Below are 13,372 nucleotides of genomic sequence, written 5' to 3'. Positions count from 1 at the left end.
ATGCTGACGAAAGGCCTGCTCCGATGGCGCCGGCGGCAAGCTGGTTGACCGTTGACTGAAGTGAGTTTAAGCCGTGACGGAACAAATCGACATGCAAGAAAAAAACCGTTGTGATGCCCATTATGCCACAACCTGTAAGTTCTCCGTATGAAAAGGAGACAACGTCGGAGCGCATTCAGCGTCAGGGCGGAGAACTCTGGGATCGCGTACGCGCGCGCGGCGCCGCTATCAATTATCCATTTCCAGACCACATGACCTTGCGCTCTTTCTCGTTGGGAGAGGTCGCCGAGATTCTCAGTGTGTCGGACAGTTATCTGCGCCAGTTGTCAATTGATGGTCTGGGGCCAACACCGGAGCTAGGGACCGCAGGGCGACGCTCCTATACGCTTCGACAGATCAACGACCTTCGTGCTTATCTCGCTTCGGCCCGTCCGAAAGAGGCTTTGAAATTTTGCCCGCGGAGGCGCGAGGGTGAGAAACTACAGATCATCTCAGTAGCCGCCGGCCCCGCAAGAACCACTACAGCGTTCTATCTGGTTCAGGGCCTTGCACTTCAAGGATTCCGCGTTCTCGCTGTAGATCTCGATCCGAAGGGCTCATTGTCGGAAATGTTCGGTTACTTCTCGAGTATCATTCCCGTCCACAATGCGAGCATGTATGCCGCGGTGCGCTATGATGACTACCGGGCCAGTATACGTACTGCAATCCGATCGACCCATTTTGATGGTCTTGATCTCGTGCCGGGCTCTTTCGAGCTCGGCGAGTTCGAGCAGGAAAGTTCGCGGCGCTACAGAAGCGAGGGCTTGAGGCTCCCAGATGCTAGCGTCAGAATGGTGTCTGCGATCAAGGACGTCGAGGCGGATTACGACGTCGTCGTGATCCACTGTGCACCTGAATACAGCTTCTTGACCGTGGGTGCGTTTGAAGCAGCGACCGGCGTGCTGGTGATGGTCCGCCCGCAATTGGCTGATATTGCGTCAATGGCCATGTTCCTCAACGTTTTCTCGCATTCCGTCTCCTTGATCGAAAAAGCTGGGAGGTCCGTAAATTATGATTTTATCAAATTCTTGGTAACAAGACACGACCCGCGCGACGTCTCAGAGCAGGAGACGGTCGCACTACTGCGGGACTCCCTGGGGGATGATCTCTTGACTGCGACCGTCTGGGAATCGAACGCGATCCGGGAAGCGCGGCTCAAAAACCGATCGTTGTATGAGCTGTCAGCGGGAGCGGTAGGCCGATCGGCATACGAGCAAGCGATAGAATCGCTGAATTCCACCAATGCGGAGGTAATGGACATCATATCCGAGGTTTGGGGCCGTCCCCCGATTTATGTGTCGCAGGCTTCGCGCTCGACGACTGCAGGTAAGGCGAAACCCCCATCAAGGAGGCTTAGCAAATGAGCCCACGCACGCAGCGCATGCGCTCGATGTTGTACGAACCAGCTGAGCTCTTGAAGGAGGCCAACGCCATGGCGGACGCTTTTATGAGATCGCACTCTCGCGATTTGCGGGAGCTACAAATAACCTCGCGATGGAGTGCCTCCATCGTATGTTTGATGCACAGAGCTTGGGGCCGGTGATGTCCAGAAAAAGTCGCCTGACATCCGCTGAACGCAAGTTGACCACAAACCCATCCGTCAGAGAGGGCAAGATGCCCTCAGGGGCCGCATTTCTGCCTGGACGCTGCGCCGGCGCGCCTGGAACTGCGCTGCGTCTGAGGATCTGGCACTGTCCATCGCCGCGGAGGAGGTCGTCTACATGCCTTCTGACGTCATTCGCTGCCTGCAGTGCCTGCCCGTCACCTTCCGCCCTTCCATTGTGGAGAATCTAATCCAAGTGCAACAATGACGAGTGGAGGGTAGAGGATTACCCGCAATCGCGCATGCCCCATGAACACCTCGGCTGGCGTCCGATAGCCAAGGCACTTCCTGGGCAGCGCTGACATTGTCCGCAAACACGCGCCGCACGCCAAGCGCGTCGTCTTCAAAGCGGGCCGCTGTCGACGTGGTTCTATCATGCGCTAACGGCCGAAGGGGCTCCGGCGATCTGCATTGAAGCCCGGCACGCGCAAAAGGTATTTGAACGAGACACTCAACAAGACCGACTCCAATGATGCCTCGCATTTCGCATAAGCCGGACAGGGATTCCGCTAAGTCGGCGGACACTTGTTTCACTAAGATCCCATGGGAAGTGAATAGCGGCCGGCGCTCTGCAAAGTGAGGCTGCGATAACGCACTCACTCATAGGAGACGCCGTCATGGAAGCTGTAACTTCCCAAGCGCATATACCAACCGCTATCCGCACTGATCTTGTGCAATTTTCGTTTCGTTGGAACTGAGCCGTTCCACCTGGTTGATCACTTCGTTGTCGCCGCGAAACGGTGAGAAGATGTCGAAACACGCGGTGAGCGGCGGTGATGTGGCCGCATTGCTGGATAGTTTTCTCAACTTTAAGAGAAGGCGCGATTGCGTACGGGCGATCAGTTTTGTGACCATCCGGGAAGCCGGACTTGACGGCTTCTGGATCGATCGTGTTCTCAAGGCGAACGGCTTTGAAAGCTATGTCGTTGATCCGGCTTCGATAGCAACATCGCGCAGACGGCGGCGCGCGAAGACGGACAGGCTGGATGGTGAAGCGTTGGTTCGCGCGCTATTGGCCCTCAAGCGTGGAGAGCCGCGCGTATGCGCTATGGTCAATGCACCGAGCCCCGAGGAGGAGGATCGCTGTCGCGTCTGCCGGGAGCGGAAGGTTCTGTGCGGATTTCGCAAAAGCCGGACAAGAGTTCCGTTATATAGCAGTTTCACCAATGCCGGGACAGTTTGGCGGTGTCAGTCCTTGGGTGCCTTGTCTGGTTCATATATGATTGATTTCGCCGTTTTGAGTGCCGGTCAAGAGGGGCGCGGCTTTTTGCTTTCGCATGCTGTCGCCCTGGAGCACTGCGGTGGGCGTTGTGAACGATCCTGTCGAGAATGGCGGCGGCCTCTGATGTTTGGTTCGGCGATCAGGTCATGCCATCTGGCCACCGGGACCTGGGCGGTGATCAGGGTGGTTTGCGCCGATAGCGTTCCTCAACGATTTCGAACAGATGGAAGCGCTGCTGGTCAGTGAGGGAGTGGGTTCCGAAGTCGTCGAGGATGAGGAGCTGCACGCGCGTGAGCTTGTCGATGAGGCGGGGGTAGCGGCCATCAAGGCGGGCGAGCGCCAGGTCCTCGAAGAGCCGTGGAACGCGCAGGTAGAGCACGGAATGATCGAGCCGTGCTGCCTGACGGCCGAAGGCACAGGCCAGCCATGACTTTCGGTGCCGGTCTGGCCGGTGACAAGTTCTCGTGCGCCTAAGCGGGACTCAACAAAACACGAACGATGCCGATGGCCTGGCGAAGCTCGCTGAAGTCGGCTTTTGTAAAGCGGTTCGCTTTGGCTACACCGTTTGATGTGGCGGCGAGATTGAAATGTCCGCCGTGGGGCAAAGTTAAAATGTCACTTGTGCGCAGGAGGATCAGCCCCGATCTAACCGGCTGGTCCGGGTTGTAAGGGCAGATCGGGGCGGGTGAGGGACACCCCTTGGCGTTAACTTTAAAACCATGAATGCAGCTGATTATTCCGCCGCATCAAGGCGGGAAAGCGCCTGCTACGTCGGGCAATGACCCTGGATCGTTCGTGAAATCAGTCCGACGCCCCGGCTTGCGGCCACTCGGTTTGAAACCGATCCTCTTGCTGTTGGCCTTCACCTTCGGCGGTCGGCGACAAACCGAGCCACCTCTGTGTCCTGGACTTCCAGATGCTCGGACCGAATTCCCAAGGTGATGGCCGATCCGATGCATACTTGTCATGTAGCGATGGTGGAATTTGTTCGGTGAACCCGAGGCCGTCGAACATTGGACCCTCCCAAAACCTGCCGTGAAGTGTTCGCGGGCTTCGAATAGAGGTCCGAGGGGTGTGCCGACCTGCTGGCAAACGCCGTCTTTGAGCAGACCGTGCGGTCCGCCAGCGTCATCGCCTCGACCTGGTCCGTGCGTGACATATATCGACGTCGCCCCGAGTTCCCTGTGCAGCTGGCGAATCTGCGCCAATGTTTCCCCTGAGCTTCGTGTCTAGGTTGTAGAGCGGTCATCGGCACGAAAAGCTTGGGCTCTCGAATTGCCGCCCGCCCCATGGCGACTCGTTGCCTCTGCCCGCCGGACAGCTGCCGGGGCTTACGATCCAGGAGATGCCATAGTTCCATCATGTCGGCGGTTCTCGAGATTCGCTCCGATGCGTCCTTCGATCCGACATCCCTGACGCGCAGCGGGAGGCCATTTTCGGCCACGGCCATGTGGTGAGGGCGTAGCTCCCGCGCACCGCCAGGGGAACATAGATCAAGGGGCTTACGCCGGCTAACGCGTGTTTCTTGGAACGCCTGATGGCAAAATGCCGTGCAGGTCATGGCGAGAAGAGCGATCTGGCTGCGATGGGATCATGGGGCATTGGCCGACGCTCGCCGAGTCGAGCCGCGCCAGGTGCCGCGCCCCAAGCCATAAGCGCGTTTGAGGCAAGAGATGCCGGCCTCGATGCCAGCCCGGAAGTTCTGAGCTTGCGATATACCGAACGGCTCTGACCCTGCTTTGATCTTGAGGTTCAACTCGCCGGACGGCATGATTTCCGATTCCACCGGTCTCCTCTGGCTTCAGACTGACGGGGAAGACAGGCGTAACGGCGAAGGTCGTGGCACGCGCTTCCTGTGCGAGGGCCCCGCCGGCATGGCATCGTTCGTGCCACGCCGAGCCCGGAGCGGATCGCCGAGGATATGTCACTGCCGCCCCTACTGAGGGGAGAATTCAATGAGGCTGACGAGGGCCTGCTCCGAGGGAGTCGGCAGCAAAGTGATTGTTGACCGTTGATTGAAGTGAGTTTAATCCGTGACGGGACAAACTCGATATGAAGGAGAAAACCCGTCGTGATGCCATATACACCACAAACTGAGAATCCTCCGTATGAAAAGGAGGCAACGTCGGCGATTGCGGACGTGAGGGATGGGGCGGCCGTAGATCGGCTGGTCGACATCGACCTTGCTCGCGGCCTGGCTGTTTTAGGCATGTGTGTCGTCCATGTCGGGGGTAACTTTCCCGACGTAGCACTGGTCCGGGATCTGATGGAGCTAGCCTATGGGCGGTCGTCCGCCCTGTTTGCCGTATTGGCCGGTTTTTCGATCATCCTGATTACCGGCCGCGAGACGCCGAAGTCGGGGGAAGCAGGTGGACAGGCCGTTGCCAGAGTCGCAATTCGTGCCCTTGTTTTGCTCGCGATTGGCTCAATCCTGACCTGCCTCGGTACGAACGTCGCAGTCATCCTGGAACCCTACGGAATCTGCTTCTTGTTGGTCCTGCCGCTCTATCGGCTCAGCGCACAGCAGCTCGGCTTGCTCGCTGCTGGGACCGCATTAGTTCTCCCGCAAGTGTGCTTCCTCCTTCAGTTGTTTGGCCCCGTGGAGTATTTGGACCCGGTGTTTGATTTCATGGTCCGCGGCACCTATCCCGCGATGACCTGGGTTTCTTTCGTGATCGCAGGCATGGCCATCGCGCGCCTTAGCCTTAATACGCAAGCAATGCATTGGCGCCTTGGCCTAGCGGGGGGCGCGCTGGCCGTGTTGGGCTATGGAGGATCCTGGCTCGCGCTGCGCTTGCTACATGGTGTACCCGCCGACCCCGATTGGTGGAGGGAGGCCACTAGCGACCCCTGGGTGTTATTGGTTGCCGCACCTCATAGCGAGAAGACGTTCTCGATCCTGGGCAACACCGGTTGCGCACTGATTGTCATTGCGGCTTGCTGGCTCGCTATGAATGCGCTCCCGCATCTGCGAAAGCTGGTCTGGCCAATAATCGCGGTCGGCTCGATGCCTTTGACGGCCTATGTGCTGCACATTGTGGGAATAGCCTATCTTAACCATGCTATGGGGATAGATCTGGTTCTCGAAGACGGGAGCCTGTCCATGCTCTTTGGCTTCGTCGTGGTTATCAGCACTTTCGCGGTGCTTTGGCTGCGCGTCTTCCAGCGAGGACCGATGGAAGTGCTGATGGGTAGGATCGCAGATCTCGCGCGTCACATCCGCTGAGCACCGCAGCGCCCCGGCCTCCAGATCACATTGGGGACAGAAAAAGCTGGGGTTTTATCCAAAGCTTGTTCGCGGCAGGGGAGGGGACTTCCTCCCCACCCTGCCGCCTTGTGAGATCGACGCGAAAACGGTCGCGCAGGCGCTTAGAGTTGGCATCGGCAATGCGGAAGGCCTCGCAGCAGCATTTTCGTTCAGCGGGCATCCCGGTGTTGCTCAATCCATGGTCCTTGACGGTTGTATTTCCGAAGCCATCCGAGAGGCTCGTCAGCGAATACCAACTCGCATGCCATGACAACTCCGCCCACGCGATCGTTATGCCAAACGTCAAAGCTGATCTCATTGACCGCTTCGTCGGTGCCTATACCGCAGAGTGGCGCTGCAATTCTCGGCAAAAGGTGTCTTCATGAACGCTCACGCGCGGCCGCTCTACAGCGGCATCGAAGCGCCCGGCCGCTACGTTCACCATCGTTTTGATCGATGCATCACTAGTGACATCAAAGCTCTTACAACTGACAATTGGCATGGCCCGCCTTATATCGTGAAGGATTATGCGGTGATCGCTGCCTTCGCGTGGCTGGTCATTGGGGTCAGCTGGTGGTTCTATCCTCTCGCGGTGATAATGATCGGAGCCCATCAGCGAGGAATCTCCACCATTCTGCACGATTCTGCGCACGGTGTGCTGACAAAGAACCGTCTGCTGAACTTCCTGCTCGGCACATTGCCAACGGCTTGGCCCATCTTTCAGCGCCACTTTGCCTACAAGGAATCACACGTCCACAGCCATCATCCCTTTCTGGGAAGAGCCGACGCCGATCCTGACCTGGAGTTCTTCATCGCGGAAGGTGTCTTCACACCCCGAGCGGATCGTTCCTTCGTCTGGAAGCTCATCATCCTGCCCCTGCTTGGATCGAAAACCTACGCCTATCTGAAGTATCTGGCCCGCAACAGATATCAAATGATCCTCAATTCCCTCTCCGGTAAGGAGAGTTCAGTAGGGGTGATGCGGGAGAAAAGTGGCGTTACGAGTTCGATCGCTGGGGGTTCTACGCGTTCTGGGCTTGTATCGTCGTGTACGCTTTGATCTATGGCTACTTCTCGGAAGTCGTCCTTCTCTGGGTCGTTCCCTACCTCACCTCATTCCACATTATCGGCTGGTTTATCGAGATGTCTGAGCATTGCAGCTCCATCGAAAATCAGACCGTGAACCTGCACATGGCTAGGAACCGCCGCAGCTGTAATATCGAGAAGTGGCTGACCGCGATTAATAACGACAACTACCATCTCGATCATCATCTCGACCCGACAACCCCGTTCTGGCGCTTACCCGAAGCACATGCCATCCGCATGGGGGACACCGTCTATGCGGCGCACTGCTCCGAAACGGGTGGGATATTCCAGCCTGGCCCAAATGGTGAGCCTTCGATCCTGAAACTGATCCGCGACCAGAACCGGAAGCGTTTCGCCCAGTCTGAATGCCGCGCCGAGAAGTATGCAACTCCCGGAGAGATCCAATGTTGACCAAACCAGAGAAAAATGACCCTTCAGCACGATGGCGCCAACGCCACACCTGCATCCGGAAACGGCAGTGTTGCATGGCGGCTATCGCTATGATCCGGCGACCCTTGCTACAACTGTACCGATCGATCTCTCGAATGCTTTTGCATTCGAATCAATTGATCACGCATCGGACGTCTTCGATCTCCGATGCGAGGGGCGCACCTATTCGCGGCTGATGAACCCGACAACGGATATTTTCGAGCAACGCGTTGCGGCTCTGGATGGTGGCGTCGCCGCCTTGGCAACCTCGTCGGGGCAAGCCGCAATTATGCTTTCAATCCTAAACATTCACCGTAGCCGGGAACAATATCGTAAGCTCCACGCACCTGTATGGTGGCACAATCAATTTGCTGGCCAGTACGTTTCAACGGCTCGGGATTGAAACCCGCTTCGTCGATCCAAGCGATCCCGAACGTTTCCGCGAAGCCTCAGATCGCCGAACGCGCTGTTGGTTCGGCGAAGCGCTTCCCAACCCCAAGCTCAGCCCTTTCCCGATCGTCGAGGTCGGGGCGATCGCGCAGGAACTCGGAATTCCGCTGATCATCGACAACACGCTGACCCCTCTTATCTCCCGCCCTCTCGAGCTTGGCGCGCACATTACCGTGCGCTCCACTTCCAAATATATCAGCGGCCACGGCACGACGATTGGCGGCATTACTGTGGATGGGGGCACCTTCGACTGGGCTGCCTATTCCGAACGCTTTTCGTTGATGTCACGTCCTGACATCTCGCACGGTAACATTCTTTGGCTCGATGCCGCGCGCAATCTGCCCGGCCCCTACGGAGCCAGCCCGTTTCTGCTCAAGATGCGCAATACGCTCATGCGCGATTTCGGTCCCTGCCCGTCGTCATTCGCATCTTTTCTCTGTATCCAAGGTCTGGAAACGTTACCTTTGCGAATGCCTCGACATTGCTCCAATGCCCGCCCGCTAGCCGAGTTTCTCATGGCGCATCCTGGCGTTCTCGACGTAACATATCCGACTTTTGGCGGGATTGTTGAACGGCATCGCGCCGAGCAGAACATGGGTGATCATGGTGGCCCGATGCTTGTGTTCGAGATCGCTGGCGGCATTGAGGCTGGGCGCCGTTTTATCGAGCGGTTGCGACTCGCCTATCACGTCTCAAATATTGGCGACGCGAGAACACTCGCCACGCATCCAGCCTCGACGACACATGCTTCGGTACCGCGCGAGGCGCGCCTTGCTGCCGGAGTTTGCGATGGAACAATCCGGATTTCTGTAGGACTTGAGCACATTGAGGATATCATCGCCGATATTGGGCAAGCTCTTGAGGGCACCTGATTGTGGCCTCGCTGATAAACAGCGGCCCCGCGTTGGTGTCATTTCCGACCGGCGGACAGAGGACGGCGTCGGTTATGAGACCGTACGCGTTCGTTATCTTGAAGCCCTGCGTACGACCGCAGGTGTCTTACCGCTAGTGATCCCGTGCGGACTGGTGGAAGGGGATTTGCGAGTCTGTTTGTCAGTCCTCAATGGCGTACTGCTGACCGGGGCGGAGTCGAACGTCTCGCCCTCATTTTACGGGGCCCAGAGGCTTTCCAAAGACGCTTGATCTTGACCGGGACAGGACAAGCTTTGCTGCGATCAAGATTGCATTATCATCGGGCATTCCCCTGTTCGGAATCTGCCGTGGGCTGCAAGAACTCAATGTCGCACTTGGTGCCAGCCTCTCAAGCAACATCTCGGAAGGTGAAGGTCGGATCACTCATGTGGAAGACCTCTCTCTCCCACGCGACCTTCAATACACCCCTTTCATGCAATTCTAGCCGAAGGCCACGGCCACATTGCCCAATGCATCCGCCGCTCGCAAAAAAATCCAGTCTTGGTTAATACCCTGCATCGGCAGGGGATCGCGCGTTTGGCGGATGGCCTTGCGGTTGATGCGCGATGCGTGGACGGCGTTATTGAAGCTATATCGGTAAAGGACACGGCAACTTTTGCTGCCGCCGTACAATGGCATCCTGAATGGTTTCACGTTGAGGATCTGCTCAGCGTCGAAATCTTTCGTGCATTCGGCGAGGCCTGCCGCTCGCATATGATAGAAACAAAGTGACCGCCATGAGAAATGCTTATTTTTCATCAATCCTTGGGGCCGGTTTCGCTCTCCTTGCAGCTCTGTCCAATGGAACCGTCGGCGTGCTTTCGCGGTCCGCTTTCAAGGAAGGCCTCGATCACACTGCAGTTGCATTTTGGCGTTGCGCCATTGCGTTTTCGCTGCTCTCGATCATCATCCTTTTAAGGTCTGGAGGTTTAGCCCGACTAGTCTCAGTGTTCACGGGATCGTGGAAGATCGCCGTCTGCTCCGCGCTTGGCATCTTCACACTTTACCATTTCGAAACCCAAGCTTTCACGTATGCACCGATCCCGCTTGTCGCGATCCTTGTTTTCGCTGGCGGCCTTGGTGCAATCGCGCTCGACATCCTCATCTTGAAGGAAACGGTAACTACGCGAAAGGCGTTCGCCATGACGATGGTCTTTCTTGGAGGCTACGTCGTGATTGCTGGGGACGGCCTGATGACCGGAAGCATTATCGGTGTCAGCCTCGCCCTTATCGCGGGTCTAGGCTACGCCAGCTTTATCTTCGCCTGGAAGTTCTTTAAGCTGCGCTCATCCCTAGAAACCTTCTGGTGGTGCCTGGCTTATGGCCTCGTTATGCTCGCTGTTCCCTATGCTTGGAGCGGAGCACCAATCCCGTCAGTGAATGCGCTGCCAAGCTTGCTATCACTGGGGGTTATCCCCTCGTTCTTTGGGTTCTACTGCACAATTCTCGCTCTTCAACATATCGAGGCATACAAGACGCAGGTCATCGAATCGAGCGAGCCGTTCTTTTCTGCGCTCTTAGCAGCCGCGCTCTTCGGCGAATGGCTGACAGGTCCAGGAATGTTTGCAGCATTAGCCATTATCGTCGGTGCGCTGATTACATCCATGCCAGAGCGCCGTGCCGTCTCTATGCAAGTACGCCCAATTGGCGAACAGGATTAGGGCAACGTGCTTATTGTCTTTTCCGAGGACTTATATGCTCATGAAAGCGCGGGCGGGCTATGGCGCGGACAGATGGTGCCCTGCTTCGACACACCAGAACGGCCGAAACGAATAATCGCTGGCCTTCGCAATGTGGGGTTCGAACGGATTCTAGCGCCGAAGCCGATTACGTCCAGCGCCCTGCAGACAGTTCACGATCCAGGTTTCATCCAGTTTTTAGAAGCAGCTTGGGATCGCTGGAGTGCGGAAGGAAGGCAGGGGATGCATTGCCTTCTGCTTGGGCCACTCGGACCTCCTGCCATCTTACTATGACGTGCAATCGTGCCGCTGCTGACCCCTTCGGCGGAGGAGCTCGCTGCGCTAACTACGGCGATCAACGAACTCGATACCGCTGGAATGAAGCTGAGGCAGGTATGGTCCGCCAACTCGAGCGTAAGGTCTGTGCGCTGATCCCACCCGAGGCCGGGACTAAAAGCGTGTCGCGATTAATCGGCCTCATATCCGGCCGCTTTGAAGAAGTTTCTGCATTCGGTTGGCTCGAACAGATGGCAGATATCGGCGAGAGCCTCGCAGACGGTAGTGGCTTGCCCATCGCGGTCTCCTTTCAACCGCAATGAATCACGAACTCAAATCAAAGGGAATCCTGAATCCCTTAAATCGCGACACGCTTTAAGAGATAGAGTATCATAGCATGCCCCTATCGCGTTTTTCAGATGGGCAGTCTAAAAAACTCCGAAGGCAGAGGTCACAGGTTCGAACCCTGTCGGGTGCGCCAAAGAAATCAGGGGTCCATTCTGGAGACATAGGTTACGGTTTATACCGGAGACATGGTGAAGTGCACCCATCTCTCGGGAAGGGCACAGTCGCTTAGATGGGTTTTCGAGCAAAGCTGCCACTTGGTCCCACACCAAGTTCCCGCACAGCGCCAAAATGCTGCTAGAAGCTGGTGACTTCCATGAAAGGGACTTTCAGGGCGGCACAGAGGCTTCTCATCGACGAGGAGTGGAGTCCGTTGTCGCCGGATACCAAATGGCATGGCGGCTTAGCGCCATTTTGCGCACAATGGACGAGCGCTATGACGGGGACCTTTTCGTTTGCGGCCGCGTTTAACCGATGCCCTGAGGTCATAAAGATTTCGTTGAGTGCGCAAGCGGCCACGTATACATCGGAATCGAGTTCGACAATTTCGATGTCCGACTCCGATATCTCATCGGCCAAGCTCTTGTCGAAGATACGAACCTGGTCGAAAACCTCTTTGGGTACCGCAATGCGTTCGACTTTCGCGCGTTGGAACAGAGCGGCTTTCAGGTTTCCGCCAGCTTCGCTAAAATAGAGGCATGCCTCTAGATCAAGCACAAAGTTGATGCCGCTATAGGCCATGCTGTTATGGCCCCAGCCGGTTAACACCGATGGCGGCGATCTGCTTTATCGTACTTGGCTTCAGATTGGTGAGCCGGTACGCATCGAACTGAGAGATTGCCTTCCTGTCGACGGCGGCGGTGAGCATGTTAGGCAGAAGATATCCGAACCTGGCAATCTGCGAGCTAATTCCACCGCCCCCGCTGTTTTCCTCACCTTCGTCTTCTTCTTCGATCATGGGGACTTCAGACGGCAGGGTCGCAGACCACGCAGCGTAAAAGCCTTTGCTCAAGCCCAAATCAGAGACGCGTAAGGCGCTCGCCTGCTTACTGGCGCCAAATCGTCTGGAAAGGAGATCAACGACGGCCCTGGCACCCCTTCCCGCGACGCTTTTATAGGCTTGGGAAAATTCCTCCGCAGGCATCATGACCGAGGCAGTCACCGAGTTGCAGAATCTTTCAACCTGGTTGTTGAGAATGGCGGGGTCTGAAACTCCCGTTTTGCCAAGGAGCACATGCACCACTTCATGCATCAGTGTGAACAGCTTGGTAGCGGGCCGCTGCCCGGTTGTATTCACGAAGATGATGGGAAAGTCACCGGTAGGAGAGTAACAAAACCCACGGAACGGGTCCGCTACCCTATCGCAGAGCACGATGATGCCTTTCCGCTCTAGCGATACACGCGTCTCCCTGAACGTTAGGGTAGGATCCACCGATCCATCGACGCGCTGGACGCGGACATAGAGCGATTTCAATAGCTTTCGCGCGGTCGACTGCTGATGGATGGTCACGCTATTTGTATTGGCGAACCTGGTGCAGTCTTCGAACGCTCGGTCCGCCAAGTAGGCGGCGATAGAACGAGCACGCGCGATTCGCGTTAGTCCTGCCGATGTAAGAACCGCTGGCCTATTATTGGCGGCGCGAAAATCAGGCATATTGGCGTCGATTTCTACGTCTTTGGCGAACAGGAACTGGACCGGTACAGCCAGAGCGGAGGCAAGTGAAAACGCCACTCGCTTGCTGACGTCGGTTGGGGTTGTTTCCATTTCAGTCAAGAAATCTGGTCGGATATTCGCCTCAATCGCGACCGCTTCAATTGACAATCGTCGCGCGCGGCGGATGCTTTCCACTGCCGAAGGTCGGGGGGTAAGTTTCAATGGCATCTCAGTCGCTCGCAACAGAGTGTTTTCGTCTGAATGAGTTTTCCGGACTGCTTCAACTAGCGTTCGGATTGAATGTAAGCGGTGTTCTTAGGCCACAGCCTTGAGCTGGAGCTTGTTGATGTAGACCCAAGGCAGGAGATCGTCGATCTGGCTGTTGGGGTGGCCGTTGACGATCCTGGTGAGGACATCGGCGAGATAGCCG

At 56.7% G+C, this 13,372-nt stretch carries 13 protein-coding genes and 3 pseudogenes; 10 read left to right on the top strand and 6 right to left on the bottom strand.

All coding sequences use genetic code 11. From position 1 onward, the window contains the following. Positions 1-122: 122 nt before the first annotated feature. The 3 genes and pseudogenes from repA to EN859_RS39415 all read left to right on the top strand — a co-directional run. Entirely contained in the window at positions 123-1,403 is a 1,281-nt protein-coding gene (repA, locus tag EN859_RS20730) for a plasmid partitioning protein RepA (protein ID WP_126043858.1), read from the top strand. Between the two features lie 542 nt (positions 1,404-1,945). Further along, positions 1,946-2,119: pseudogene (locus tag EN859_RS39420) on the top strand (IS110 family transposase); the annotation flags it as partial. A gap of 140 nt (positions 2,120-2,259) precedes the next feature. Next, positions 2,260-2,756: pseudogene (locus EN859_RS39415) on the top strand (IS110 family transposase); the annotation flags it as partial. A 286-nt stretch (positions 2,757-3,042) separates the two neighbouring features. Here EN859_RS39415 and EN859_RS40300 read toward each other — a convergent pair. Together EN859_RS40300 and EN859_RS39410 are read right to left on the bottom strand one after the other, a co-directional pair. Then, entirely contained in the window at positions 3,043-3,243 is a 201-nt protein-coding gene (locus EN859_RS40300; protein WP_281015622.1) for an ATP-binding protein, read from the bottom strand. Positions 3,244-3,575: 332 nt separating this feature from the next. Continuing rightward, positions 3,576-3,736 (bottom strand): annotated as a pseudogene (locus tag EN859_RS39410) (ISNCY family transposase); the annotation flags it as partial. A gap of 1,202 nt (positions 3,737-4,938) precedes the next feature. Between EN859_RS39410 and EN859_RS20690 the strand changes: the two are divergent. Then, entirely contained in the window at positions 4,939-6,090 is a 1,152-nt protein-coding gene (locus EN859_RS20690; RefSeq protein WP_126043860.1) for a DUF418 domain-containing protein, read from the top strand. Positions 6,091-6,115: 25 nt separating this feature from the next. On the opposite strand, the gene EN859_RS20685 is transcribed toward EN859_RS20690, so the two are convergent. Further along, positions 6,116-6,418 carry a hypothetical protein gene (locus tag EN859_RS20685; RefSeq protein WP_126038450.1) on the bottom strand — a complete coding sequence of 101 codons (303 nt, stop codon included), beginning with the start codon at positions 6,416-6,418 and terminating at the stop codon, positions 6,116-6,118. A 75-nt stretch (positions 6,419-6,493) separates the two neighbouring features. On the opposite strand from EN859_RS20685, the gene EN859_RS40295 reads away from it, so the two are divergent. From EN859_RS40295 to EN859_RS20670, 4 genes are all read left to right on the top strand, one after another. Further along, the gene (locus EN859_RS40295; RefSeq protein ID WP_126038453.1) at positions 6,494-7,171 is read left to right on the top strand and encodes a fatty acid desaturase; all 678 of its coding nucleotides are present in this window, start codon (positions 6,494-6,496) and stop codon (positions 7,169-7,171) included. Then, positions 7,159-7,608, top strand: a complete 450-nt coding sequence (locus tag EN859_RS40290; RefSeq protein ID WP_189350294.1) for a fatty acid desaturase — start codon at positions 7,159-7,161, stop codon at positions 7,606-7,608. Before EN859_RS40295 ends, EN859_RS40290 begins: the two co-directional genes overlap by 13 nt. A 67-nt stretch (positions 7,609-7,675) precedes the next feature. After that, entirely contained in the window at positions 7,676-8,029 is a 354-nt protein-coding gene (locus EN859_RS40515; protein WP_348629318.1) for a PLP-dependent transferase, read from the top strand. Continuing rightward, the gene (locus EN859_RS20670) at positions 7,995-8,948 is read left to right on the top strand and encodes a PLP-dependent transferase (RefSeq protein ID WP_348629319.1); all 954 of its coding nucleotides are present in this window, start codon (positions 7,995-7,997) and stop codon (positions 8,946-8,948) included. Before EN859_RS40515 ends, EN859_RS20670 begins: the two co-directional genes overlap by 35 nt. Before the next feature lie 481 nt (positions 8,949-9,429). Here EN859_RS20670 and EN859_RS39395 read toward each other — a convergent pair whose 3' ends face one another. Further along, positions 9,430-9,747 carry a hypothetical protein gene (locus EN859_RS39395; RefSeq protein WP_245455143.1) on the bottom strand — a complete coding sequence of 106 codons (318 nt, stop codon included), beginning with the start codon at positions 9,745-9,747 and terminating at the stop codon, positions 9,430-9,432. On the opposite strand from EN859_RS39395, the gene EN859_RS20650 reads away from it, so the two are divergent. Further along, the gene (locus tag EN859_RS20650; protein ID WP_126038463.1) at positions 9,726-10,649 is read left to right on the top strand and encodes a DMT family transporter; all 924 of its coding nucleotides are present in this window, start codon (positions 9,726-9,728) and stop codon (positions 10,647-10,649) included. The two genes, EN859_RS39395 and EN859_RS20650, sit on opposite strands and share 22 nt — an antisense overlap. 413 nt (positions 10,650-11,062) lie before the next feature. Beyond that, positions 11,063-11,266 (top strand): hypothetical protein, encoded by a 204-nt coding sequence (locus tag EN859_RS39390; RefSeq protein WP_245455144.1) that lies wholly within the window; start codon positions 11,063-11,065, stop codon positions 11,264-11,266. A gap of 319 nt (positions 11,267-11,585) precedes the next feature. Here EN859_RS39390 and EN859_RS20640 read toward each other — a convergent pair whose 3' ends face one another. After that, positions 11,586-12,029 carry a hypothetical protein gene (locus EN859_RS20640; protein ID WP_126038466.1) on the bottom strand — a complete coding sequence of 148 codons (444 nt, stop codon included), beginning with the start codon at positions 12,027-12,029 and terminating at the stop codon, positions 11,586-11,588. 4 nt (positions 12,030-12,033) lie between these two features. Continuing rightward, entirely contained in the window at positions 12,034-13,164 is a 1,131-nt protein-coding gene (locus EN859_RS20635) for an ImmA/IrrE family metallo-endopeptidase (protein ID WP_189350289.1), read from the bottom strand. Positions 13,165-13,372 lie beyond the last annotated feature (208 nt).

The organism is Mesorhizobium sp. M00.F.Ca.ET.216.01.1.1 (assembly GCF_004010325.2).
GTDB lineage: Bacteria > Pseudomonadota > Alphaproteobacteria > Rhizobiales > Rhizobiaceae > Mesorhizobium.
Note: the sequence above shows the minus strand (reverse complement) of the source record. Positions and strands in the feature narration are given on the sequence as shown.